The sequence below is a fragment of the Pseudomonas extremaustralis genome, from assembly GCF_900102035.1.
Lineage (GTDB): Bacteria > Pseudomonadota > Gammaproteobacteria > Pseudomonadales > Pseudomonadaceae > Aquipseudomonas > Aquipseudomonas extremaustralis.
Genome location: NZ_LT629689.1, coordinates 5,845,857 through 5,870,336, shown reverse-complemented (window position 1 = coordinate 5,870,336; position 24,480 = coordinate 5,845,857). Strand labels below are relative to the sequence as shown.

Sequence of the window (24,480 nt, the reverse complement as noted above, 5' to 3'; positions counted from 1 at the left end):
CACCTCGAGTTTAGCGCTACTGGCTTTAAAGGCCAGCCCCCTACGTTGGTCTAGAGCCCTGCACGGCAAAAAAAGCAGAAATAATGGCTCAATAATAGCGCAGGGCTACAATCCCTTTATCCACAGAGGGTTTCACCATGACCGAGCAAGCGTCTGATCGCCGTCGTTTCCGCCGGATAGCCTTTGATGCCAAGACAGAACTTCGGCAAAACGGCAAGGAATGGCCGGTACAGTTGGTGGATTTATCGCTAAAAGGCTTGCTGGCGCAACGGCCTGGGGACTGGAAGGGAAATAAGGCGCTGCCGTTCGATGTCGATATACGTCTGGATCCAAAGACCCCGATAAAGATGCAAGTGCGCCTGGCCCACGACGCACACGGCCTGCTGGGCTTTGTATGCCAGCACATCGACCTGGACTCGATCAGCCACTTGCGGCGGGTGATCGAGTTGAACCTCGGCGATCAGCACGATTTGGATCGGGAGTTGGCCGCCCTACTCGAATAACGCGTCCAGCGCCTGCTCCAGACGCGTCACCCCAATCACCTGCAACCCCGGCGGTGCCTCCTTCGGCGCGTTGCCCTTGGGCACGATGGCGCGCTTGAAGCCATGCTTGGCCGCTTCCTTCAGGCGCTCCTGGCCGCTCGGCACCGGTCGCACTTCGCCCGACAGACCGACTTCGCCGAACACCAGCAGGTCGTGGGGCAATGGCCGGTTGCGCAGGCTGGACATCACGGCCGCCATCAATGCCAGGTCGGACGCGGTCTCCAGCACCTTGACCCCGCCCACCACGTTGAGGAACACGTCCTGGTCGTGGGTCGGTATGCCGCCGTGACGGTGCAACACCGCCAACAGCATCGCCAGGCGGTTCTGATCCAGGCCCAAGGTGACGCGGCGCGGGTTGGCCAGATGGCTGTCATCCACCAACGCCTGGACCTCCACCAGCATCGGTCGGGTGCCTTCCCACGTCGCCATGACCACACTGCCTGGGACTTCTTCCTGGGCACGGGTGAGAAAAATCGCCGAGGGGTTGGAGACTTCTTTCAGCCCCCGATCCGTCATGGCGAACACACCCAGCTCGTTCACCGCGCCGAAGCGGTTCTTCACCGCCCGCAGCAAACGCAAGCGACCGTCGGATTCACCCTCGAAATACAACACAGTGTCGACCATGTGCTCCAACACCCGCGGCCCGGCCAATGCGCCCTCCTTGGTCACGTGGCCGACCAGGAAAATCGCCGTGCCGCTTTGCTTGGCATAGCGCACCAGCAGCGCCGCACTCTCGCGCACCTGGGACACGCCGCCCGGCGCCGATTGCAGTTGCTCGGTGAAAATCGTCTGGATCGAGTCGATCACCATGACCTTGGGCTTTTCGATCCGGGCCGTGGCGATGATGCTTTCGATGCAGGTTTCGGTCATGACCCGCAACCGGTCCTGGGGCAAACCGAGGCGACGGGCACGCATGGCCACCTGTTGCTGGGATTCTTCGCCGGTGACGTACAACGCCGGCATGCGGCTGGCGATGCTGCACAGGGTTTGCAGCAGGATGGTCGACTTGCCGATGCCGGGGTCACCGCCGATCAGCACCACCGAGCCATCCACCAGGCCACCGCCGAGCACACGGTCGAGTTCACCGGACGCCGTGGAGAACCGTGGCACCTCTTCGACGCTGACTTCAGCCAGGGTCTTGATTTGTGCCTGTTGCCCGGTCCAGCCGGAACGACCGCTGGGCGCCGCGGCACCACCGCTTTCGATCATGGTCTCCGTGAGGGTGTTCCATGCGCCGCATTCGGTGCACTGGCCGGCCCACTTGGGAAAGGTCGCGCCGCACTCCGTGCAGCCGTACATGCGCTTGGCCTTTGCCATTCGAGAACCTCCAACCGAAAAACCGCGATGATAGCTCAGCGCGGCGCCGGGGTCCGGATTTCACCGCTGGCCAATCGTGAAGCACTGTTGCCGAGCGGATCTTCGGCGTTCAGGTCGGCGCCCTTGGCCTTCAATTCGTCGAGCAACTCGATGCGTTTGAACAACCCGGCGTACATGGCGGCGGTCTGCCCGGCACCGTTGCGCTGGTCGGGGTTGCAGTCGGTGGTCAACAGGCGCTGGGCAATCTTCAGCTCGCCCTTGAAGATCGCGCCCATCAGCGCGGTGTTGCCGCGCTTGTCCTGCACACAGGCATCGGCGCCAGCGGCGAGTAGACGCTCCACGTAGGCGCTTTCGCCGTGGTAGGCGGCGAGGATCAGTGCGGTGTAGCCCTTGTCGTCCTGGGTATTGAGGGGGAAGCCGGCGTCGATGAAGGTATCGAGCATGGGCAGGTCGCCGCGGCGGGCGGCATCGAAGTAGTAGCCTTGCAATTGCGCCTTGAGCGCGGCCGCATCATTGGGCAAAGGCTGCCCGGCAACCCCGCTCAGCGCCCAGCAGGCCAGCAGCGCCCCGATGAAGGTACGCATGATTCAAATCCTCTACAAAGCCCCTTGTAGGGGCGAGCTTGCTCGCGAATAACATCAACGATGACGCGTGCATCCTGGATGTACGCGTCGCCTGTGAGCTCTTCGCGAGCAAGCTCGCTCCTACACGGGGGTGTGGGTTAGTCGGTGAGTTTTTGCGCCAGCGCCTTCACGCGCGCCAGGTCACCCTTGGCGACCTTCGCCACGCCGGTGCCGTACTCCGGGTCGGCCTTGTAGAGGAACGACAGGATGATGTGCTTGCTCGTGTCATCGGTGGTCGCCAAGGAGCCGCCGAAGTTGTCGATCAAGTCCTGACGCTCTTTCTGGCTGTAGGAGCGGTACAAGTCGCCGGCCTGCTTGAAGTTCTGCTCACGCTGAATCTTCGCCTGCTGGGTGCTGCCCACCAACGCCGACTGGCTGTAGCGCGCCGTTTGCGGCTCTTCGCGAGGCTCCAGGCGGCTTGGCTGGTAGTTCACGCCGCTGCTGGTCTTGCCACCGTTCATCGCGCCATCCTGGTTGCCGTTGTTGACGGTGACCCGTGGGGCGTTGATCGGCAGTTGCAGGGCATTGGCGCCCAGGCGGTACATCTGCGTGTCGGCGTAGGAGAATACGCGGCCTTGCAGCAGGCGGTCCTCGGACGGCTCGATGCCTGGCACCAGGTTGGCCGGGGCCATGGCCACTTGCTCGGTCTCCTGGAAGACATTGGCCGGGTTGCGGTTCAGCACCATCTGCCCGACTTTGCGCTCGGCTACGTTCGGCCAGATCTTGGTGGCATCCAGCGGGTCGAAATCGAACTTGGCCAAGTCTTCAGGCTTGAGTACCTGCACATACAGGTCCCACTTGGGGAAGTCGCCCTTGTTGATATGGGTGACCAAGTCTTGAGTCATGTGACTGTAGTCACGGCCCTGTACCTCGGCGACTTGCTTGGGATCAAGATTTTTGAGGCCTTGCAGGCTCTTCCAGTGGAACTTGACGTAGTGCACTTCGCCCTTGGCGTTGATCAACTTGTAGGCATGTACGCCATTGCCGTCCATTTCCCGATAGCTGGCCGGGGTGCCGGCGTTGGAATACAACTCGGTGAGCGTGCGCGTGGACTCGGGGATATGGGAGAAAAAGTCGAAGCGACGGGAGTCGTCATCCAGGTTCGTGCGTGGGTCCGGCTTGAAGGCGTGGACCATGTCCGGGAACTTGATCGCATCGCGGATAAAGAACGTCGGGAAATTGTTGCCGACCAAGTCCCAGTTGCCGTCAGCGGTGTAGAACTTGGTGGCGAAGCCGCGCGGGTCACGCAGCGTCTCCGGAGAGTGGTTGCCGTGGACCACGGAAGAGAAACGCACGAACACCGGGGTGGCCTCGCCTGCGGCGAAGACCTTGGCTTTGGTCAGGTCGCTGAGGCTGTCAGTCACCGTGAAGGTGCCATGGGCACCAGTGCCACGGGCATGCACCACGCGCTCCGGGATGCGTTCGCGGTCAAACCGCTGCAGCTTCTGGATCAGTTGAACGTCCTGCAGCAGCACCGGGCCGTTGGCACCGGCGGTTTGCGAATTCTGGTTGTCACCGACGGCGGCACCGTTGTCCCGCGTCAGGTTGGCGGCCTGCACGGAAAGGGACAACAGGCTGGCAGTCACCAGTACCAGCGCGTAGCGTGCCGACACGGGCCCGCGGCTGTTTGGTTTTTTCATCGAAGTTTCCTCTGGGTTTTTCAGTGCACATTCAGTTGTGCTTGCCAGAGGCTAGTGATCCGAGAGGCAGAAGATAAATAGAAAAGCCGTACCAGCCTGATAAATAAAATAGTGTTGTAACCCACTGAAATCATGAGTAATTTGCGCGCGAATGCTGGCACTTTGCAAACTATTTGCGATTTAATGTGTCGATAAAAACCAAGAGTGTTAACAGTTGTTTCAGGCAAGCCCGATACGACTGACTTACACTGAGTTCCACCCTTCTCAACTGTAACAAGGAATAACCTATGGGCGTGATCAGTGAGTTCAAGGCCTTCGCGGTCAAAGGTAATGTGGTCGATATGGCCGTCGGTATTATCATCGGCGCCGCCTTCGGCAAAATTGTTTCTTCGTTTGTCGGCGACGTGGTGATGCCGCCCCTGGGTCTGTTGATCGGCGGCGTGGACTTCGGTGATCTGGCGATAACGCTCAAAGCGGCGCAGGGCGACGTACCCGCAGTGGTGCTGGCCTACGGCAAGTTCATCCAGAGCGTGATCGACTTCCTGATCGTCGCGTTTGCGATCTTCATGGGCGTGAAGGCGATCAACCGCCTCAAGCGCGAAGAAGCCGTGGCCCCGAGTTTGCCGCCGACGCCGACCAAGGAAGAAGTCTTGCTGGGTGAAATCCGGGATCTGCTCAAGGCACAGAACGACAAGCCGCTGTAATCGGCCTGGGCTTGGTAAAAAGGCGCCTGTTCCGAGGCGCCTTTTTTATTACCAGTAATTTTCCACGGCCACCTGGCCCGGCCGGCGACTCAAGCTCAATTGCATATCGCGCTGCTTGAGCAACTGGCGGGTGTCATCGACCATTTGCGGGTTGCCGCAAATCAGTACACGGGAGTGCTCGGGGCTCAACGCGACGCCGGCCGCCCGTTCCAATTCGCCATTTTCGATCAACGTGGTAATGCGCCCGTTCAATGCACCGGGGTGTTGCTCGCGAGTGACGATCGGGATGTAAGTGAACTTGTGTGCGTACTCAGCGAGGTATTCACGCTCGCCCAGTTCGTGGATCAGTGACTGGTAGGCCAGCTCCTTCGCTTCACGGGCGCTGTACACCAGGATGATGCGCTCGAATTTCTCCCAGACTTCGAAGTCCTGCAGGATCGACAGGAACGGCGCCACCCCGGTGCCGGTGCCCAACATCCACAAGTCACGGCCATCGACGAAACGGTTCAACGTCAGGAACCCCGTGGCCTGGCGCTCCACCATCAAGGTATCGCCGACCCGCAGGCGGCTCAGTTCACTGGTGAACTCCCCGCCCGGGACGACGATGGAGAAGAAATCCAAGTGCTCGTCAAACGGTGAAGACACCACTGAATAAGCGCGCCACACCGTGCTGCCATCCGCCTTGGTCACGCCCAGCCGCACGAACTGCCCCGCGGTAAAACGGAAACCCGGGTCACGGGTGGTTCGCAGCGTGAACAGGCTGGGGGTCAGCGATTGCACATCGAGCAAGGTCTGGCGGGTAAATTTCTCAGCACTGGCCGTCATGGGGGGCTCCGTTCTACAGGGGCTCTAGTGTCCCCCAAAGTCGCGCGCGGAAACACCGCTGGTTTGTAGTGGCATCCATCCGCCCGCAGTAGTAGCACTTTAATGGCGACACTGATCAATTCGCTATTAGCCTTGTTATCGGCAATGCGTTTGAACTGTAAGTCGAATGTTACAAATGGCTCAACCCTCTAAAAAATCGCGGAAAACCAACTAAGCCCTGGCATAGCCAACGCACTCAGGTGAACAAAAATTCTTAAACCACGCCGAGCAAGAACGAAAATCTTCTCTTTACATGTAGTCCGTGTCCTACACTCATTTGCGTGCTGCTCTGGGAGTTGAGGAGGTATCCCATGGCACGGAGAAACCCATGGAGAGTGTCCTATGGTCAACTGGCGCAATACACGACTCCCCAAACTGAAAGGCGAGAACGAGGTCACCAGCGTTTTCGAGATGGTCGTCAACCACACTCAGGAACTCGGCTTCCAATTCTGTTCCTTTACGATGAGTTCACAACTCACCAGCAATAGAACGAAACCCATCAACGTCAACAATTACCCCAACGAATGGAACACCTTGTATCAACGCGCGCACTTCTTCGACATAGACCCTGTCGTCGCCCACTGCAAACGTTGCGTGTTGCCGATCCTCTGGGAAGAAAAAGCCTTTCGCGCCGCGCCTAACTTGTGGGAGCTGGCCCGCTCCTACGGCGTGCACTTGGGCTGGACCCAGGCGGTCCACGATTTCCAGGGTGTGTTCAGCATGCTGACCCTGGGCCGCGGCAAAGGCACGGTCAGCCCCGAGGAATTGTACGAAAAGGCCGGCCAGGTCCTGTGGATGTGCCATGCGCTGCATGCGGTCGTGGCGCAGACGTACGTCAAGGTACCCAGCCTCAGCCCTGCCAATACATTGAGCCCGCGAGAAACGGAAATCCTCAAGTGGTCTGCCATGGGCAAGACTGCAGCGGACATCGCCACCATCCTGTGCCTGTCCGAACGTACGGTGGGCTTTCATATCTGCAGTTGCTTCAAAAAGCTGGGGGTCAACAACAAGATCGCTGCCGTGTTGTGTGCCTCCAAGGCCGGTTTGTTTTAGCCATCGTTTAAACACCGCATGTAATCCCTCTGGAAAAAAAGTAACATTTGCGGCCAATTCTGAGTGTTGAAGCAGCCCTTCGGGCGCCGCTTCGTCGTTCACTCAGACGGTTGTGCAAATCACTGCCGACCGCCCATCGATGACCCAGAGCCTCCCCCGCCATGCCCCTGCTCGACAGCCCCTTCGCCCAGCTCGATCTGATCCGCCAGCCAGAGCAACATAACGATCCGCTGCAAGCCTTCGACGCCGCCGACGAGTACCTGCTCAGCTATCTGGCCGAGCAGCAGCCGGATGCCGCGACCCGTGTGCTGGTGCTCAACGACAGCTTCGGCGCGCTGGCGGCCAGCCTGGCCGGCCGGGTGCAGGTGACGTCCAGCGGCGACTCGTTCCTGGCCGCCCAGGGCCTGGAGAAAAACCTGGTGCGCAACGGCAAAGCCTTTGATGCGGTGCCGTTCATTCCCGCCAGCCGGTTGCCAGGCGGGCCGTTCGACCGGGTGCTGATCCGTGTGCCCAAGACCCTGGCGCTGCTCGAGGAACAGCTGATCCGTCTGCAGGGCCAACTGGCGCCGGGCGCCGAAGTGATTGCCGGGGCGATGGTCAAGCACCTGCCTCGGGCGGCGGGCGAGTTGTTGGAGCGTTATATCGGGCCGATGCATGCGTCGCTCGCGCTGAAAAAGGCCCGGCTGTTGATCGCCACCGTTGGCGAGCGCCCTGCCGCCGTCTCGCCTTACCCCACCCGTTACACCCTTGATGCTCCCGCCATCGAACTGTTGAACCACGCCAACGTGTTCTGCCGCGAAAGCCTGGACATCGGCACGCGCGCGTTCCTGCCCCACCTGCCGACAAACCTGGGCAGTGCCCGCGTGGCAGACCTGGGGTGCGGCAACGGCGTCCTGGCGATTGCCAGCGCGCTGCACAACCCCGATGCCCAGTACACCCTGGTGGACGAGTCCTTCATGGCCGTGCAATCGGCGCTGGAGAATTGGCAAGCCGCCCTCGGCGCACGGGACGTGAGCGTACGTGCCGACGATGGCTTGGCCGGCCAGGCGCCGCAATCCCTGGATGTGGTGCTGTGCAATCCGCCGTTCCACCAGCAGCAGGTGGTCGGCGACTTCCTCGCCTGGCGCATGTTCCAGCAGGCACGGGAAGCCCTGGTGGTCGGCGGCGCCCTCTATATAGTCGGCAACCGTCACCTGGGTTATCACAGCAAATTGGCGCGGCTGTTCCGTGGCGTCGAACAAGTGGCAGCCACGCCGAAGTTCGTCATCCTCAAAGCGCGCAAATAAAAAAACCCTGCCGATCTCGCGAAAGGCAGGGTTGAAAACCGGGCCGCAAAGCCCGGATGGGATGGTCAGTGGGTGGTCAGGCCGGCCGCATTCATGAACATGCGCATCAGGCTGGCGACAACGAACAGGGCCAGCACGCTGCCGGTCCAGATCATCGCCAGCCACCCCAGGCGCCGCCACAACGGCTGTTTCTCGGCCTGTTCGATTTCGTGCAACGTCGGTTTGCCGGACATGCAACGCGCCTCCTAGTGATAACCGTCTTCGTGGGTGACCTTGCCGCGGAACACGTAGTAGCTCCAGAAGGTGTAGCCCAGGATGAACGGGATGATGAACAGCGTGCCCACCAGCATGAAGCCCTGGCTTTGCGGCGGCGCGGCCGCATCCCAGATCGACACCGAGGGCGGGATGATGTTGGGCCACAGGCTGATCCCCAGGCCGCTGTAGCCGAGGAAGATCAGCACCAGGGTGAGCAGGAACGGCGTGTAGTGGGCATTGCGGGCCACGGCGCGGATCAGCCCGTACATGGTCACCAGCACCAGGATCGGCACCGGCAGGAACCAGAACAGGTTTGGCAGGGTGAACCAGCGCGAGGCGATTTCCGGGTGCGCCAGCGGCGTCCACAGGCTCACGATGCCGATCACCGCCAGCACCACAAAGGCCAATGGCCGCGCCAGGTTGTGCATCTGTTCCTGCAACGCGCCTTCGGTCTTCATGATCAGCCAGGTGCAGCCGAGCAAGGCGTAGGCCACGACCAACGCCACGCCGCAGAACAACGTGAACGGCGTCAGCCAGTCCAGCGAGCCGCCGGCGAACTGGCGATCCACCACCGGGATGCCGTCGATGAACGCCCCCAGCGCCACGCCCTGGAAGAACGTCGCCGCCAGCGAGCCGCCGATGAATGCCTTGTCCCACAGGTGACGTTTGTGGTCCTTGGCCTTGAAGCGGAACTCGAAGGCTACGCCGCGGAAGATCAGCCCGATCAGCATCAGCATCAGCGGCAGGTACAACGCCGACAACACCACCGAATAGGCCAGCGGGAACGCGCCGAACAACGCCGCGCCGCCGAGGACCAACCAGGTTTCGTTACCGTCCCAGACCGGAGCCACGGTGTTCATCATCACGTCACGGTCGACTTTTCCGGGGATGAACGGAAAGAGGATGCCGATACCCAGGTCGAAGCCGTCCATGACCACGTACATCATGATGCCGAAGATGATGATCACGGCCCAGATCAGCGGAAGATCAATACCCATCTCAATGCCCCTTGTGCTGAATGTGGTCGTCATCGCTGCCGTCATCGGCGGCGGACAACGGACGGGCCGGTGTGCGTTTCTGGCCAGGACCACCGTGGGTCGATTCGCTGCCTTCGTTGATCACCGGGCCTTTGCGCACCAGGCGCATCATGTAGCCCAGGCCCGCACCGAACAGCGCGAAGTACACCACCACGAACAACACCAGGGTGATGGTCATCTGCACCAGGCTATGCCCGGAGGACGCGTCCGCCGTGCGCATCAACCCGTAGACCACCCACGGCTGGCGCCCGATTTCGGTGGTGAACCAGCCGGCGAGAATCGCGATCAGGCCGGACGGGCCCATCCACAACGCCAGGTACAGGAACGGCCGGGCGCTGTACATCTTGTCGCCACGGCGCAGCCACAGGCTGAGCAAGCCGGTGAAGATCATCAAAAAGCCCAGGCCGACCATGACCCGGAACGACCAGAACACAATGGTCGAGTTGGGACGGTCCTCGGGCGGGAACTCCTTGAGCGCCGGCACCTGCTTGTCCAGGGAGTGGGTCAGGATCAGGCTGCCCAGGTAGGGAATCTCCACGGCGTACTTGGTTTTTTCGGCTTTCATGTCCGGCCAGCCGAACAGGATCAGCGGCGTCGGTTCGTTGCCGATGTTTTCCCAGTGGCCTTCGATCGCGGCGATTTTCGCCGGTTGGTGTTCCAGGGTATTGAGGCCGTGGAAGTCACCGATCACCGCCTGGATAGGCGCGACGATCAACGCCATCCACATCGCCATCGAGAGCATCTTGCGGATCGCCGGGTTGTCCTTGCCACGCAGCAAGTGCCAGGCCGCCGAGGAACCGACGAAGAAGGCCGTGGCCACGAACGCAGCCGTGGCCATGTGGGCCAGGCGGTAGGGGAAGGACGGGTTGAAAATCACGGCCAGCCAATTGGTGGGAATCACGCGGCCATCGATGATTTCAAAGCCCTGGGGCGTTTGCATCCAACTGTTGGAGGACAGGATCCAGAACGTGGAGATCAGCGTACCGACGGCCACCATCACCGTGGAGAAGAAGTGCAGCTTGCGCCCCACCTTGTTCCAGCCGAACAGCATCACCCCGAGGAAACCGGCTTCGAGAAAGAAGGCCGTGAGCACTTCGTATGTCAGCAAGGGCCCGGTGACGGCGCCGGCGAAGTCCGAGAAGCGGCTCCAGTTGGTGCCGAACTGATAGGCCATGACCAGGCCGGACACCACGCCCATGCCGAAGTTGACGGCAAAGATCTTCGACCAGAAATGGTAGAGGTCGCGGTAGGTGTCGTTATGGGTCTTGAGCCACAAGCCTTCCAGCACCGCCAGGTAACTGGCCAGGCCGATGGTGATCGCCGGAAACAGGATGTGGAACGAGATGGTGAACGCGAATTGAATTCGGGCGAGATCTAGCGCCTCCAAACCGAACATAAGTCTTCCTCTGTCAGGTAATACCGGTTGCGGGCGAAAGCCTGCACCCACTGCCCCCACGGATATGGAGTCTGGCGAATTTCAATTCGTTTCTTTTTTTAACCAGCCACGCAGGGAATCAAGCCCGAGGGCCACCAGAACAATCCCCGCAAGGGTTTTGACCTGGATCAAGCATTGGTCAAAGAGTAGTCCCATTTTCAGGAACGAACTGTGTGGTCTTTTGCCGCGTGACAGCTTGCCTCACTGCCGTTCGCGCAACTATTTGTTACAGCCTGATGCTAATCTCGCCGTTCCGTCCGGCCTTGATCCGAATTCCCGATGCCCAGTGAACCCACGTTGTTGTTGCGTCATCACCGCCCTTTCATCGCGTTCTGGTTGGCGCGCATCTTTACCGCCAGCGGCTACCAGATGCTCTCCGTGGCCATTGGCTGGAACCTCTATCAACTGACCGGCAATGTGCTGGACCTGGGTCTCGTCGGCCTGGTGCAGTTCGTGCCGCGCGTCTTGTTCATGCTGCACACCGGGCATGTGGCCGACCGCTATGAACGGCGCAAGGTCGCCGCTATCTGCCAGACCGTGCAGGCCTTGATTGCCTTGTCCCTGGCCATCGGCGGCCTGACCGGCAGCGTGACCCGCGAGATGATCTTCATCCTCGCCTTCCTGTTCGGCGCCGCCCGCGCCTTTGAAATGCCCACCACCCAGGCCCTGCTCCCGAGCATCGTGCCCAGCGCGCTGTTCCCGCGGGCGGTGGCCTCGTCGCAGTCGGCGCAGCAGTTGGCGACCATCGTCGCCCCGGCGCTCGGCGGCTTGCTCTATGCGTTTGGCAGCGTGTGGGTCTACGGCCCCACCGTGGTGCTGTACCTCATCGCCTGCCTGCTGACCCTCAACCTGCCCGCGCGCCAGACCCCACTGAACAAAGGCAAGGCCACCCTGGATTCGCTGCTGGCCGGCATCCGCTTTATCCGCAGCCGCCCGGATATCCTCGGGGCGATTTCCCTGGATCTGTTCGCCGTGCTGCTGGGCGGCGCCACCGCATTGCTGCCGGTGTTCGCCAAGGACATCCTGCTGACCGGCGCCTGGGGCCTGGGCCTGTTGCGTTCGGCCCCCGCGGTGGGCGCGTTGTTGATGTCGCTGTGGCTGGCGCGGTTTTCGGTGGACCGCCACGTGGGCCGCGTAATGTTCACCGCCGTGGGTGTGTTCGGCGTGGCGACCATCGCGTTCGGCCTGTCCACCTCGTTCTGGTTCTCCCTGGCGGTGCTGGTGGTGCTGGGCGCGGCGGACATGATCAGCATGGTGATCCGCGCGTCCTTCGTGCAGCTGGAAACCCCGGATGAAATGCGCGGGCGGGTCAGTGCGGTCAATGGATTGTTTATCGGTGCGTCCAATCAATTGGGCGAGTTCGAGTCCGGCATCACCGCCCACTGGTTCGGCACCGTGCCCGCCGTGGTCATGGGCGGGATCGGGACCTTGGTGGTGACCGGGGCCTGGATCAAACTCTTCCCGACCCTGGCCCACCGCGACCGCATGCATGCGTCGGTAGAAGAACCCGTCTTGAAAACCAGCGCATGAGCTAGGTGGGAGGGGGGTCAGCGGATATTGAGCAGGGTCTTCAGGGTATTTCGCGGCGGGTTGATCGACGAGTTGCTGTATTCGAACCAGCCCTGGGCTTCGACATTCAGGTCGAACACATAGATGTAGCCCATCAGCGTGCCCGCGCCCTGGCAGGCCTCGCTGACGTGACCGACCTGGCACACCGGGGTGCGCTGGCCATCGAGTTCGGCGCCGTTGAAGCGGCCCATGGGACTGTTGCCCAGGCCGACTTCCATCACCGACACCCGGGTGGGCCCACGGTGCGTGCACATCTGCGTGCTTTGTGCGCCCTCCGGGATGGTCTCGCTGCAGCGCGCCGATTCGACCTTGAACACGCGCACCTCGCTCAAGGGCGGTGCAGTCGCGCCCCACACCGGTGCTGCGCCGAGCCACAGGCCGACACAAGGGATCAGAGCTAGACTCCACGCGGTGGCTTTTTTCATGCTGTCGATGACCCTGAAATAAACATCGGCGCAGTATGCCTCAAGGCCATGACCGAGAATACGCAGCCCGTGCGCCACACGGCCTCGGCTGCTGGTATGATGCGCCGCTTTTTCCGATCCTCTCTGAAACCAAAGGCGCTTGGCGCAATTTGTGCTTTGACTTAGAGGTCAACAAATCACGACGCAACATAGCGTCACAGGGAGCAGGCATGCTGGAAAAGCTGTTTCAACTCAAAGCACACAACACCAACGTGCGCACCGAGATCCTCGCGGGCATCACGACATTCCTGGCCATGGCCTACATCCTGTTCGTGAACCCGAGCATCCTCGGCGAGACCGGCATGGACAAAGGCGCGGTGTTCGTCGCCACCTGCCTGGCCGCCGCAATCGGCTCGACCGTGATGGGCCTGATCGCCAACTACCCGATCGCGCTGGCGCCGGGCATGGGCCTCAATGCCTTCTTTACCTACACCGTGGTCCTGCACATGGGCCATACCTGGCAAGTCGCGCTGGGCGCGGTGTTCATCTCGGCGGTGTTGTTCTTCATCCTGTCGATCTTCCGTATCCGTGAATGGATCATCAACAGCATCCCCCTGCCCCTGCGCTCGGCAATCGCGGCCGGTATCGGCCTGTTCCTCGCGCTGATCGCCCTGCACAACGCCGGTATCGTGGTGAGCAACCCGGCCACCATGGTGGGCCTGGGCGACTTGAAACAACCGGCGCCGATCCTCGCCACTCTCGGTTTCGCGCTGATCGTTGCGCTGGAAGCCCTGGCAGTGCGCGGTGCGGTGCTGATCGGCATTCTGGCGGTGACCATCGTTTCCATCGCGATGGGCTTCACCCCGTTCGGCGGCGTGACGTCCATGCCGCCGTCCCTGGCCCCGACCTTCCTGCAACTGGATATCAAAGGCGCGCTGGACATCGGCCTGGTCAGCGTGATCTTCGCCTTCCTGTTCGTCGACCTGTTCGATAACTCCGGCACCCTGATCGGCGTGGCCAAGCGCGCCGGCCTGATGGACAAGAACGGCCATATGCCGAAAATGGGCCGCGCCCTGATTGCCGACAGCACCGCCGCCATGGCCGGCTCCCTGCTGGGCACCTCGACCACCACCAGCTACATCGAATCCGCCGCCGGCGTGAGTGCCGGTGGCCGTACCGGTTTGACCGCCGTGGTGGTGGCGATCCTGTTCCTGCTGGCGCTGTTCTTCTCGCCGCTGGCCTCCAGCGTGCCTGCCTTTGCCACCGCGCCGGCGCTGCTGTTCGTCGCCGTGCTGATGACGTCCGGCCTGGCCGAAATCGACTGGGACGACATTACTGTTGCAGCGCCGGTGGTGATCACCGCCCTGGCGATGCCCTTCACTTACTCCATCGCCAACGGCATCGCCTTCGGTTTCATCGCCTGGACCGCCATCAAGCTGCTTTCGGGCCGCTACCGTGAGCTGAACCCGGCGCTGGTGATTCTGTCGATTCTGTTCGTGATCAAGCTGGGCTGGTTCAACGCATGACTTTTGACGCCGCACGCTACACCGCTCAACTGCAAGACAAGGTCACGCGCCTGCGTGACCTGCTGGCACCGTTCGACGCCCCCGAGCCGCAGGTCTTCGAATCGCCACTGCAGAACTTCCGCCTGCGCGCGGAGTTCCGCCTGTGGCGCGAAGGCGGCGAACGCCACTACGCGATGTTCTCCCAGGACGACAAGCGCACGCCGATCCTGATCGAAGACTTCCCGATCGCCAGCGCCCGCATCAACCAGTTGATGCCCCAGCTCAAGGCCGCCTGGCAAGCCAGCGCCGCCCTGAGCCACAAGCTGTTCCAGGTGGAGTTCCTCACCACCCTGGCCGGCGACGCGATGATCACCCTGTGCTATCACCGCCCGCTGGACGAACACTGGCACACCGCCGCCAACCAGTTGGCGGCCGACTTGAACGTGAGCATCATCGGCCGCTCCAAGGGCAAGCGCGACGTGATCGGCCACGATTACGTGGTGGAAAAACTCGACGTCGGCGGGCGCACCTTCAGCTACCGCCAACCCGAAGGCGCCTTCACCCAGCCCAACGGCACGGTGAACCAGAAGATGCTCAACTGGGCCTACGAAGCGTTGGGCGATCGCCCGGACGACTTGCTGGAGCTGTACTGCGGCAACGGCAACTTCACCCTGCCGCTGGCGACGCGCGTGCGTAAAGTGCTGGCCACCGAGATCAGCAAGACCTCGGTCAACGCAGCCCTGAGCAACCTCGATGAAAACGCGGTGGATAACGTCACCCTGGTGCGCCTGTCCGCCGAAGAACTCACCGAAGCGCTCAACGAAGTACGCCCGTTCCGCCGCCTGCACGGCATCGACCTGAAGAGCTACGAGTTCGGCAGCGTGTTCGTCGACCCCCCGCGCGCCGGCATGGACCCGGACACCTGCGAACTGACCCGGCGTTTCGACAACATCCTGTACATCTCCTGCAACCCGGAGACGCTGGCGGCAAACATTGCCCAACTGCATGACACGCACCAGATCACCCAATGCGCGATGTTCGACCAGTTCCCGTGGACGCATCACATGGAATCCGGGGTGTTGTTGACCCGGCGTTGAGTCCTCGATGTGGGGAGGAGCGTAGCCCCCTCCCCCGATTTACGGTTCGATAATCGAACACATCCGCCGTCATCAATTGACCAAATTAACCATCCGGTACATTTTATCTCCACAACGAACAATAACTGTGGAGATGCCCCTTATGCCGTCCATCGTGATGGTGCTCAACGGCCCCAACCTCAACCTGCTCGGCACCCGCGAGCCCGCCACCTACGGCCACGAAACCCTGGCCGACGTCGCTGCCCTGTGCGGTCGCAGCGCTGAACAACTGGGACTGAAGATCGAATTTCGCCAGACCAACCACGAAGGCGAGCTGCTGGACTGGATCCACGGCGCGCGCGGCCGTTGCGCCGGAATCGTGATCAACCCGGCGGCCTGGACGCACACATCCGTGGCGATTCGCGATGCGCTGGTGGCCAGTGAAGTGCCGGTGATCGAGGTGCATTTATCCAACGTGCACGCCCGCGAAGCGTTCCGGCATCACTCGTTCGTATCGCCCATCGCCAAGGCGGTGCTGGCGGGATTCGGCAGCCATGGCTACCACTTGGCCCTGGAACATTTCAGCCAGCTGTTGAAAGGGACTTCCCAATGAAACCACGCATTCTCGCCGGGCTGATCGGCACCGGCATCCAGGCCTCCCGCACCCCGGCCCTGCATGAGCAGGAAGGCGATGCCAACGGGCTGCGCTACCTGTATCGCCTGATCGACCTTGAGCCCCTGCACCTGGACATCAACGCCCTGCCCGACCTGCTGCGCGCAGCCGAGTACATGAACTTCACCGGGCTGAACATTACCTACCCGTGCAAGCAGGCGATCCTGCCGCTGTTGGATGAACTGTCTGACGAAGCCCGGGGCATTGGCGCGGTAAATACCGTGGTGTTCAAGGACGGCAAGCGCATCGGCCACAACACCGATTGCCTGGGCTTCGCCGAAGGCTTTCGACGTAACCTCAATGACGTGCCGCGCCAGCGCGTGGTGCAGATGGGCGCCGGCGGCGCGGGCGCGGCAGTGGCGCATGCACTGCTGGCCGAGGGTGTGGAACAGTTGAGTATTTTTGACGTGGACGCCACCCGCGCCAGCGACTTGGCGGATAACCTCGCCCAGCGTTTCGGCAGCGGTCGCGCCCAGGTAGGCCATGATCTTGAGAACGCCATGGCCGAGGCCGATGGCCTGGTCAACACCACCCCGATGGGCATGGCCAAACTGCCCGGCATGCCGGTACCGGCTGCCCTGTTACGCGCGCAGCTGTGGGTCGCCGAGGTCGTGTATTTCCCATTGGAAACCGAACTGCTGCGCACCGCCCGCGCCTTGGGGTGCCGCACGCTGGATGGCGGCAACATGGCCGTGTTTCAGGCAGTGAAGGCGTTTGAGTTGTTCAGCGGTGAAGTCCCGGATGCGCAACGCATGCTGGCGCACTTTCAGAGCATGAACACTCACTGAGTGAACCGCGCTCGTTGCTTGTGGCTGTGCTGTGAACTGCGAATTGTGGCGAGCGGGCTTGCCCCGCTCACCACAGGCATCAACGTTTTTTTCAGGCCTGCAGGTAACGCAGTACCGACTCGCAGATCATCTCGCGATGCCGCTGTTTAACCGCCTCATCCGACAGTTCGATCTGAAAGATCTCACCGAACGTATGACGGTTGGACACCCGGTAAAAGCAGAATGAGTTGATCAGCAGGTGCACATCCAACGGCACCAGCCCCTCGCGGAACAACCCCATCTCGGCGCCACGGCGCAAGGTAGCGCCCAACGCTTCGAGGATGTTGTTGTTCATCGCCTTGATCGCATCGGAACGCTTCACGTACTCGGCATTGTGGATATTTTCGATGCTGACGATGCGCACGAAATCCACGTTCTGGTCATGGTGATCGAAGGTGAATTCCACCAGCCGGCGGATCGCTTCGCGCGGTTCCAGGGCGGTGAGATTCATGCGCGATTCGGTGTTGCGAATGTCGCCGTAGAGTTTCTCCAGCACTTCGACGTACAACTGCTCTTTGCTGCCGAAGTAGTAATAGATCATGCGCTTGGAGGTGTGGATGCGCTCGGCGATCGCATCCACGCGAGCGCCGGACAGGCCCTGCTGAACAAATTCGACGATGGCTTCCTGAAGAATGTTTTCGCGGGTCTTTTCTGGATTGTTCTTACGACTCTTGCGCGGTGCGTCGGATACCGCGGGGAGTTCGGGACTCGAGGTCATGGTGCGCTCACGGCCATTGTTATGCAGACGGCGATTATGGGCCGCGGCGCTTCCCGAAGGAAGCACCTGACCTGCCGTCATAAACGGGCCTGGCGTACAGCACCGCTGCGCGATTTGGCCATCGCCGCCAGACGCACCGCGACGTTGGCCGCGCCGTAGCCGGCGTAACCGTTCTTGCGCTGGATGATTTCGAAGAAAAACCGCCCTTCGAACGGCTCGGTGTACACATGAAACAACTCACCGCCCTGGGCGTCGCGGTCGTACAACACGTTGTAGTACGCCAACTCGCTGAGGAACTCGTCGTCGAAATCAAAACGCGCCGCCAGGTCGTCGTAGTAGTTGAGCGGGATATCCAGCAGCGGCACGCCCGCGTCCTTGGCCCGGCGCACCTCAGCGAAAATGTCCGCGCAGTCGAAGGCAATGTGGTGCACGCCCGAACCGCGATAGCTCGATAACGCGTGGGAAATCGCGGTGTTGCGGTTCTCGGAGATATTCAGCGGCAGGCGAATCGAGCTGCAGCGGCTGCGCAGTGCGCGGCTTTTCACCAGGCCGTAGGGGTCGGGCAGGACCACTTCATCATCGGCCTCGAAATCCAGCAGGCTCTTGTAGAACAGCACCCAACTGTCGAGGCTGTCGGCCGGCAAGGCCATGGCCATGTGATCGATACGCAGCAGGCCACCGCTCGCGGCGGGTGTCGGTTGCAGGTTGAAATCGGTGGCGTAGATTCCACCTTCGTTCTGGTCCACCAGGTAAATCAGACTGCCGTCCGGCGCGCGCACCGCTGCCAGTTCCAGCTCGTTCGGCCCGACCAGACCGCGATAGGGCTGACCTTTGTAGGCCACCGCCCGTTCCAGGGCCTTGGCGCTGTCCTTGACCCGAATCGCCGTGGCGCACAGCGACGGCCCATGGGCTTCGAAAAAGTTATGGGCAAAGGAATAGGGTTCGCAGTTGAGGATCAGGTTGATATCACCCTGGCGCAACAGGCTCACGCTCTTGGAGCGGTGCTGGCCGGCCTTGACGAACCCCAGGCGCTCCAGCCAATGGCTCAGCTTGGCAGCGAGGTTTTCATCCACCGCGAATTCGAGGAACTCGATGCCGTCATACTCGCTGGCGGGCGGGGTTTCAAAGAGGATGTCCACCGGCACGGCGGGCGCCACTTCAGCCAGGCGCTGGCGGGTTTTCTCCTCCAGATACAGCAGCGAGCGCAATCCATCCGCCGCATTCGCCCGGGTCGGCGCGGCGCGGAAGCCGTCGTTGAAAATCTCCAGGGACAGCGGCCCGGTGTAGCCGCTCTGGATGATCGGCGCGAGGAACCCCGCCAGGTCGAATTCGCCCTGCCCTGGGAAGCAGCGGAAATGCCGGCTCCACTCCAGCACATCCATGGCCAGGATCGGTGCGTCGGCCATTTGCACGAAGAAAATCTTGTCGCCGGGGATCTGGGCGATGGCACTCGGGTCACCCTTGAGCGACAGCGTGTGGAAACTGTCGAGCAACACCCCAAGGCTGGGGTGATCGACCTGGCGCACCAGGTTCCACACCTGCTGCCAGGTGTTGACGTGCTTGCCCCAGGCCAACGCCTCGTAACCGATACGCATACCTCGGCGCCCGGCGTGTTCGGCCAACAGGCTCAAGTCATCGAGCAAAATACGCTCATCGCCGACGCAATCGGCCGAGGCATTGCTGCACACCAGCACCAGGTCGGTGCCCAACTCGTGCATCAGGTCGAATTTGCGCTCGGCCCGCTCCAGGTTGCGCGCCAGGCGGTCGCGGCGGCAGCCTTCGAAGTCACGAAACGGCTGGAACAGGGTGATGGCAATGCCCAGGTCGGCACACATTTGCCTGATTTCCCGGGGGCTTCCATCGTAATACAGCAGATCGTTTTCAAAGATTTCGACACCATCGAACCCAGCAGCCGCGATGGCTTCAAGTTTTTCCGGCAGGGTTCCGCTCAAGGAAACGGTGGCAATAGAGCGTTGCATGGGGCGACTCCCGGCATTTTTGGCTGGTCTTATTTACCGCAAATTATTGGCCGCTAAACTGTACACAGCAATTGAAATGTACGAACCGGTTAGTTTTCAGGGCGATTATCGAACACAATGCCATGTTGCGAATTGACGATTTTTTAGCCACTGCGCACCATCGGTCCCGTAGCTACACCCCAGAAAAGACCCAGCACACACCATAAAAATTTCAAAAACCGGGTACTCCCTCATGCCTACGCAAAACTCCGTTCTGGCCGCTCGTGCGGCCACCCCGCACGCCGGCATCGGCGACAAGATCCGCGGCGCACTGGCCGTGGGCAAGACACGCTGGGGCATGTTGGCCCTGGTGTTCTTCGCCACCACCCTCAACTACATCGACCGCGCCGCCCTGGGCGTGATGCAACCGATCCTCGCCAAAGAAATGAGCTGGACGGCGATGGACTACGCCAACATCAACTTCTGGTTCCAGGTCGGTTACGCGAGCGGCTTTGTACTGCAAGGCCGCCTGATCGACCGTGTCGGCGTCAAACGCGTGTTCTTCTGCGCGGTGCTGCTGTGGAGCCTGGCGACCGGCGCCCACGGCCTGGCCACCTCGGCGGTCGGCTTTATGGTCTGCCGCTTCATCCTCGGGCTGACCGAAGCCGCCAACTACCCGGCCTGCGTCAAGACCACCCGCCTGTGGTTCCCCGCCGGTGAGCGCGCGGTGGCCACTGGTATCTTCAACGCCGGCACCAACGTCGGCGCAATGATGACGCCAATGCTGCTGCCGTTGATCCTGCACGCGTGGGGCTGGCAGGCGGCGTTCCTGTGCATGTCGGCGCTCGGCGGTATCTGGCTGATCTGCTGGGGCCTGAAGTACTACAACCCGGAAGAGCATCCGACCGTTAAGCAATCCGAATTGGATTACGTGCAAAAGGAAGTCGAACCGGAACAACCCCGCGTGCCCTTCAGCCGTATCCTGCGCATGCGCGGCACCTGGGCTTTTGCCCTGGCCTACTCGATGACTGCGCCGGTGTTCTGGTTCTACCTGTACTGGCTGCCGCCGTTTCTGAACCAGCAATACAACCTGGGCATCAACGTGACCCAGATGGGTATCCCGCTGATCATCATCTACCTGACAGCCGACTTCGGCAGTGTGGGTGGGGGGATTCTGTCGTCGTTCCTGATCGGCCGCGGGATGAATCCGATCAAGGCGCGGCTCCTGTCGATGCTGATGTTCGCCTGCTGCATTATCGGCGTGATCATGGCGGCCGGTTCCAGCCAGCTGTGGGTCGCAGTGTTTGCCATCTCCCTGGCCATCGGTGCGCACCAGGCCTGGACCGCCAACATCTGGAGCCTGGTGATGGACTACACGCCCAAGCACATGATGAGTACGGTGTTCGGCTTCGGCGGCATGTGCGCGGCCATCGGCGGCATGTTCATGACCCAGATCGTCGGCCATATCCTGACGGTGACGAACAACAACTACACCGTGTTGTTCACCCTGATTCCGGCGATGTACTTCATTGCGCTGACCTGGCTGTACTTCATGGCCCCGCGCAAGATTCCTACCGTAGACGTCTGATCTACCGACGCCGCTGCTGCCAGGCAGCGGCCAACCCGCTCATGCAGATCACCCCGATGCCGACCACCGTGGTCAAGTCGGGGGTATGGGCAAACACCAGCCAACCCAACAACCCCGCAAACACGATCTGGCAATAGCCGAACGGCGCCAGCAAGGCCGGCGCCGCAAAGCGGAATGCCTGGGTCAACATCAAGTGCGCGGTCATCCCACAGGTGCCCAGCGCCAGCATCAGCACGCCGTGCCACAGTGTGGGGACTTGCCAAAAGAACGGCACCAGTGCGCTCATCACCAAGGTGTTGCACAGGCCAGCGAAGAAGTTGCTGGTGGTCGGAGTGTCGTACTGGCTGAGGATGCGCGTGAGCAGTTGGTAGAAGCAGAAGAACAGTGCCGAACACAGCGGCAGCAGCACAGCGGGGGTAAACAGTTCGCCGCCCGGGTGGATGATCACCAGCACCCCGACAAAGCCGCAGACCACCGCCAGCCACTGGCCGCGTGTCACATGCTCGCCGAGCAGCGGTACCGACAGCGCCGTCACCAGGATCGGCGCGAGGAAGTTCACCGCCGTGGCCTCCGCCAACGGGATGTAATGCAACGCCGCGGTAAAAAACAGGCTGGTGCCCAACAGGCACAAGGCCCGCACCACCTGCATCCCCGGCCGCTTGCTGCGCAGCACACGCAAGCCCGATTGCGGCAGGAAGATCCCGGCCATCAGCAAGGTGTGCACCACGTAGCGCGCCCACACCACCATCACGATCGGGTAGAACCCGGCCAGGTATTTGGACAAGGCGTCGTGGCTGGAGAACAGGAAGGTCGCCACCACAATCAGCAGAATGCCTTTGAAGGGGTGGTTGATGCCGGAGAGGGGGGTGCTGACAGTCATTGAATTCTCTTGCGTGGCGAGCTGAACGCGCTGGCACTCAACCCGGTAATCTAGCAGCCGGGCATGCATCTGCCCCGAGAGCATAACCAAACACCGTGCGAACAGCGCACTAAATCACGGGATTCGAGTCCAACGCTGCACGCCAGCCCCAGCGTTGCACACTTTTTAACCAAGGCCCTGCCGTTATGAAAAAAGCCCTGTTTGTTCTGTCCACCCTTGCCCTGCTCACCGCGTGCGATCAGGACGCGAAATCCCCCGCCAAACCCGCGCCGCCTTCCGTGCAGGCGACCCTGGTGCCGGAAACGCCGCCCACCGATAAGTGGATTGGCCAATGGATCGGCGTCGAAGGCCTCCACCTGACCATCGCCAAGGACGACAGCATCGGCCGTGGCCACTATCTTCTGACCATGCAATACGGTCTCGACGCCGAAGACGCGGGCACCTTCAAAGGGGAAGCCGCGGAAGACGGCATCGCCTTCACCCGCCCCGACGGCCCGCAATCGCTGCGCGCTGGCGATGGCGCCGCCACCGGCCTGAAGTGGCTGGCGGATAAAAAAGACTGCCTGATCGTCGCCACCGGCGAAGGCTATTGCCGTTAACCGCGACCATACTCAACCACGGTTAGCACACAGAGGATTGCCCCATGCTATGGAAAAAAGGCCGACGCAGCGACAACGTGGTGGATGCCCGCGATGACAATGACGGCGGTGGCGGCGGTATGCGTTTTGGCGGCGGCAAGGGCCTGAGCCTGACGGCCGTGGTCCTGATCGTCGGCATTGGCTGGCTGACCGGCCAGGACCCGCTGCAACTCCTCGGCCAACTCACCGGCCAGATGGACCAGGCGCCCCAGGTCAGCACCCAGTCGCGCCAGGCGCCGCCGGCCAACGATGAGCAAGCCGATTTTGTCCGCGCGGTGCTGGGCGATACCGAAGACACCTGGGGCCAGGTGTTCAAGGAAAACGGCCTGGCCTACCAGAACCCGAAACTGATCCTGTTCCGTGGCCGGATCAATTCCGCCTGCGGCGGTGCCACCTCCGCCAGCGGCCCGTTCTATTGCCCGGCCGACCGGCAGGTATACCTGGACCTGGATTTCTTCCGCGAAATGTCCCAACGCTTCCAGGCCGCCGGCGATTTTGCCCAGGCGTATGTGATCGCCCACGAAGTCGGGCACCACGTGCAGACGCTGCTCGGGATCTCGGCCAAGATCCAGGCCGCGCGCCAACAAGGCCGGCAGATGCAGGGCGACGGCGGCCTGTTGGTGCGCCAGGAACTGCAAGCCGACTGCTTCGCCGGCGTGTGGGCCAACCGCGCGCAAAAGCGCCTCAATTGGCTGGAGCCCGGTGATATCGAAGAAGCCCTGAATGCGGCCAACGCCATTGGCGATGACCGTCTGCAGCAACAAGGTCAAGGCCGCGTGGTGCCCGACTCGTTTACCCATGGCACCTCGGCGCAGCGGGTGCGCTGGTTCAAGACCGGCTTCGCCCAGGGCCAGATCACTCAATGCGACACCTTCGGGGCCAAGAGTCTTTAGATGAATAAACGATCGGGATGGCTGCTGGGCCTGTTGTTAATCACCTCACCCACTTGGGCTGCCGAACATGGCGTCAAGGAGGTCAGTCCCGATCGATTTCACCTGGAGTCCGGCGACCTCAGCCTCGGCTTGAGCCAGGATTGGCGCCAGCCACTGCCCCAGGTCACCCGCGCGCTGATCATCGTGCACGGTCGCCTGCGTAATGCGCAGACCTACCTGCAAAGCGGTGTCGAGGCCGCCGAGCGTGCCGGGCTTGGCAGCACGACGCTGGTCATTGCGCCGCAATTTCTGAATGCATCCGACGTGAAGCGAAACCACCTGGATGACCGGCTACTGCGCTGGAACGGCAACGACTGGATGGCCGGCGCGCCTTCCACCGGCCCTGGCCAGATCAGTTCCTACGCTGCCCTCGACCAGATCATCGAGCACTTGGGCAACCGCCAGCGCTTCCCGGCATTGAAGGAAATCGTGGTAGCCGGGCATTCCGGCGGTGGCCAGGTGGTGCAGCGTTTCGCGCTCATCGGCCACGACCACCCGACCCTGCAAACCGAAGGCATCCGACTGCGTTACGTGGTGGCCAATCCATCGTCCTACGCCTACTTCAGCCCCGCGCGCCCGGTGACGTTCGACGCCGCGAGTTGCCCTGGCTTCAACGACTGGAAGTACGGCCTGCAGCACCTGCCGGCCTACGCCAAAGGCCAGAGCGCCGAGCGGTTGGAACAGGCCTACGTGTCACGGGATATCACCTACCTGTTGGGCCAGCAGGACACCGACCCGAACCACCCGGCCCTGGACAAGAGCTGCGCCGCCGAAGCACAGGGTGCGTATCGGCTGATTCGCGGACACTACTATTTCGACGACCTCCAGCAGCGTCATCCGCAGTTGCGCCAGACGCTGGTGGAAGTGCCGGGGGTGGGGCATAACGGCGATGGGATGTTTACGTCGCCCGAGGGCCAGAAGGTGTTGTTCGCGAAATAACCGACGAAACCCAATGA

General features: G+C 61.7%; 24 protein-coding genes. 13 read left to right on the top strand and 11 right to left on the bottom strand.

Going from position 1 to position 24,480, the window contains the following annotated elements:
• Nucleotides 1-137 precede the first annotated feature (137 nt).
• On the top strand, nucleotides 138-503 hold the full coding sequence (locus BLR63_RS27095; protein WP_010562548.1) for a PilZ domain-containing protein: 366 nt from the start codon (nucleotides 138-140) through the stop codon (nucleotides 501-503).
• Here BLR63_RS27095 and radA read toward each other — a convergent pair.
• The 3 genes from radA to katB form a co-directional block, all read right to left on the bottom strand.
• Entirely contained in the window at nucleotides 492-1,859 is a 1,368-nt protein-coding gene (radA, locus tag BLR63_RS27090; RefSeq protein WP_010562547.1) for a DNA repair protein RadA, read from the bottom strand. The two genes, BLR63_RS27095 and radA, sit on opposite strands and share 12 nt — an antisense overlap.
• Nucleotides 1,860-1,894: 35 nt before the next feature.
• Nucleotides 1,895-2,443, bottom strand: a complete 549-nt coding sequence (locus BLR63_RS27085) for an ankyrin repeat domain-containing protein (RefSeq protein WP_010562546.1) — start codon at nucleotides 2,441-2,443, stop codon at nucleotides 1,895-1,897.
• Between the two features lie 137 nt (nucleotides 2,444-2,580).
• A complete protein-coding gene (katB, locus tag BLR63_RS27080) occupies nucleotides 2,581-4,122 on the bottom strand; it encodes a catalase KatB (RefSeq protein ID WP_010562545.1) in 1,542 nt (513 codons plus the stop codon).
• Nucleotides 4,123-4,409: 287 nt separating this feature from the next.
• On the opposite strand from katB, the gene mscL reads away from it, so the two are divergent.
• Nucleotides 4,410-4,826 (top strand): large-conductance mechanosensitive channel protein MscL, encoded by a 417-nt coding sequence (mscL, locus tag BLR63_RS27075; RefSeq protein WP_010562544.1) that lies wholly within the window; start codon nucleotides 4,410-4,412, stop codon nucleotides 4,824-4,826.
• A gap of 48 nt (nucleotides 4,827-4,874) precedes the next feature.
• On the opposite strand, the gene BLR63_RS27070 is transcribed toward mscL, so the two are convergent.
• Nucleotides 4,875-5,651, bottom strand: coding sequence for a ferredoxin--NADP reductase (locus BLR63_RS27070; protein ID WP_010562543.1), 777 nt, complete (start codon nucleotides 5,649-5,651; stop codon nucleotides 4,875-4,877).
• Nucleotides 5,652-6,032: 381 nt separating this feature from the next.
• On the opposite strand from BLR63_RS27070, the gene BLR63_RS27065 reads away from it, so the two are divergent.
• Together BLR63_RS27065 and BLR63_RS27060 are read left to right on the top strand one after the other, a co-directional pair.
• Nucleotides 6,033-6,743, top strand: a complete 711-nt coding sequence (locus tag BLR63_RS27065; RefSeq protein WP_010562542.1) for a helix-turn-helix transcriptional regulator — start codon at nucleotides 6,033-6,035, stop codon at nucleotides 6,741-6,743.
• 161 nt (nucleotides 6,744-6,904) lie between these two features.
• Nucleotides 6,905-8,029, top strand: a complete 1,125-nt coding sequence (locus BLR63_RS27060; protein WP_010562541.1) for a methyltransferase — start codon at nucleotides 6,905-6,907, stop codon at nucleotides 8,027-8,029.
• Nucleotides 8,030-8,094: 65 nt separating this feature from the next.
• Here the strand turns inward: BLR63_RS27060 and BLR63_RS27055 are convergent, their stop codons facing one another.
• The 3 genes from BLR63_RS27055 to BLR63_RS27045 are packed head-to-tail and all read right to left on the bottom strand — an operon-like array spanning nucleotide 8,095 to nucleotide 10,717.
• Nucleotides 8,095-8,262 carry a DUF2474 domain-containing protein gene (locus BLR63_RS27055; protein ID WP_010562540.1) on the bottom strand — a complete coding sequence of 56 codons (168 nt, stop codon included), beginning with the start codon at nucleotides 8,260-8,262 and terminating at the stop codon, nucleotides 8,095-8,097.
• Nucleotides 8,263-8,274: 12 nt separating this feature from the next.
• Complete coding sequence (cydB, locus tag BLR63_RS27050) at nucleotides 8,275-9,282, bottom strand: cytochrome d ubiquinol oxidase subunit II (RefSeq protein ID WP_010562539.1); 1,008 nt, start codon at nucleotides 9,280-9,282, stop codon at nucleotides 8,275-8,277.
• Between the two features lies 1 nt (nucleotide 9,283).
• Nucleotides 9,284-10,717 carry a cytochrome ubiquinol oxidase subunit I gene (locus tag BLR63_RS27045; protein WP_010562538.1) on the bottom strand — a complete coding sequence of 478 codons (1,434 nt, stop codon included), beginning with the start codon at nucleotides 10,715-10,717 and terminating at the stop codon, nucleotides 9,284-9,286.
• Nucleotides 10,718-11,035: 318 nt separating this feature from the next.
• Here BLR63_RS27045 and BLR63_RS27040 point away from each other — a divergent pair, with 318 nt between their 5' ends.
• Nucleotides 11,036-12,286: an MFS transporter gene (locus BLR63_RS27040; RefSeq protein WP_010562537.1), complete on the top strand. Its 1,251-nt coding sequence runs from the start codon at nucleotides 11,036-11,038 to the stop codon at nucleotides 12,284-12,286.
• A 17-nt stretch (nucleotides 12,287-12,303) separates the two neighbouring features.
• Here BLR63_RS27040 and BLR63_RS27035 read toward each other — a convergent pair whose 3' ends face one another.
• A complete protein-coding gene (locus BLR63_RS27035) occupies nucleotides 12,304-12,750 on the bottom strand; it encodes a DUF4879 domain-containing protein (RefSeq protein WP_042946351.1) in 447 nt (148 codons plus the stop codon).
• Between the two features lie 209 nt (nucleotides 12,751-12,959).
• On the opposite strand from BLR63_RS27035, the gene BLR63_RS27030 reads away from it, so the two are divergent.
• The 4 genes from BLR63_RS27030 (at nucleotide 12,960) to BLR63_RS27015 (ending at nucleotide 16,771) form a co-directional block, all read left to right on the top strand.
• Nucleotides 12,960-14,255, top strand: a complete 1,296-nt coding sequence (locus tag BLR63_RS27030) for an NCS2 family permease (RefSeq protein WP_010562535.1) — start codon at nucleotides 12,960-12,962, stop codon at nucleotides 14,253-14,255.
• Nucleotides 14,252-15,331 (top strand): tRNA (uridine(54)-C5)-methyltransferase TrmA, encoded by a 1,080-nt coding sequence (gene trmA, locus BLR63_RS27025; RefSeq protein ID WP_010562534.1) that lies wholly within the window; start codon nucleotides 14,252-14,254, stop codon nucleotides 15,329-15,331. The genes BLR63_RS27030 and trmA overlap by 4 nt, the downstream gene beginning before the upstream one ends.
• A 142-nt stretch (nucleotides 15,332-15,473) precedes the next feature.
• The gene (aroQ, locus tag BLR63_RS27020) at nucleotides 15,474-15,923 is read left to right on the top strand and encodes a type II 3-dehydroquinate dehydratase (protein WP_010562533.1); all 450 of its coding nucleotides are present in this window, start codon (nucleotides 15,474-15,476) and stop codon (nucleotides 15,921-15,923) included.
• Nucleotides 15,920-16,771, top strand: coding sequence for a shikimate dehydrogenase (locus BLR63_RS27015; RefSeq protein ID WP_010562532.1), 852 nt, complete (start codon nucleotides 15,920-15,922; stop codon nucleotides 16,769-16,771). Before aroQ ends, BLR63_RS27015 begins: the two co-directional genes overlap by 4 nt.
• A gap of 91 nt (nucleotides 16,772-16,862) precedes the next feature.
• Here the strand turns inward: BLR63_RS27015 and BLR63_RS27010 are convergent, their stop codons facing one another.
• The gene (locus tag BLR63_RS27010; RefSeq protein WP_010562531.1) at nucleotides 16,863-17,528 is read right to left on the bottom strand and encodes a TetR/AcrR family transcriptional regulator; all 666 of its coding nucleotides are present in this window, start codon (nucleotides 17,526-17,528) and stop codon (nucleotides 16,863-16,865) included.
• Between the two features lie 77 nt (nucleotides 17,529-17,605).
• Nucleotides 17,606-19,507 (bottom strand): 3-dehydroshikimate dehydratase QuiC, encoded by a 1,902-nt coding sequence (gene quiC, locus BLR63_RS27005; RefSeq protein WP_010562530.1) that lies wholly within the window; start codon nucleotides 19,505-19,507, stop codon nucleotides 17,606-17,608.
• Nucleotides 19,508-19,739: 232 nt separating this feature from the next.
• Between quiC and BLR63_RS27000 the strand changes: the two genes are divergently transcribed.
• On the top strand, nucleotides 19,740-21,074 hold the full coding sequence (locus BLR63_RS27000) for an MFS transporter (RefSeq protein WP_010562529.1): 1,335 nt from the start codon (nucleotides 19,740-19,742) through the stop codon (nucleotides 21,072-21,074).
• A 1-nt stretch (nucleotide 21,075) separates the two neighbouring features.
• Here BLR63_RS27000 and BLR63_RS26995 read toward each other — a convergent pair whose 3' ends face one another.
• Nucleotides 21,076-21,954, bottom strand: coding sequence for a DMT family transporter (locus tag BLR63_RS26995; RefSeq protein WP_010562528.1), 879 nt, complete (start codon nucleotides 21,952-21,954; stop codon nucleotides 21,076-21,078).
• 185 nt (nucleotides 21,955-22,139) lie between these two features.
• On the opposite strand from BLR63_RS26995, the gene BLR63_RS26990 reads away from it, so the two are divergent.
• The 3 genes from BLR63_RS26990 to BLR63_RS26980 are packed head-to-tail and all read left to right on the top strand — an operon-like array spanning nucleotide 22,140 to nucleotide 24,463.
• On the top strand, nucleotides 22,140-22,553 hold the full coding sequence (locus BLR63_RS26990; RefSeq protein WP_010562527.1) for a hypothetical protein: 414 nt from the start codon (nucleotides 22,140-22,142) through the stop codon (nucleotides 22,551-22,553).
• Between the two features lie 44 nt (nucleotides 22,554-22,597).
• Nucleotides 22,598-23,485, top strand: coding sequence for a KPN_02809 family neutral zinc metallopeptidase (ypfJ, locus tag BLR63_RS26985; RefSeq protein ID WP_010562526.1), 888 nt, complete (start codon nucleotides 22,598-22,600; stop codon nucleotides 23,483-23,485).
• Nucleotides 23,486-24,463, top strand: coding sequence for an alpha/beta hydrolase (locus BLR63_RS26980; RefSeq protein WP_010562525.1), 978 nt, complete (start codon nucleotides 23,486-23,488; stop codon nucleotides 24,461-24,463).
• Nucleotides 24,464-24,480: the final 17 nt, after the last annotated feature.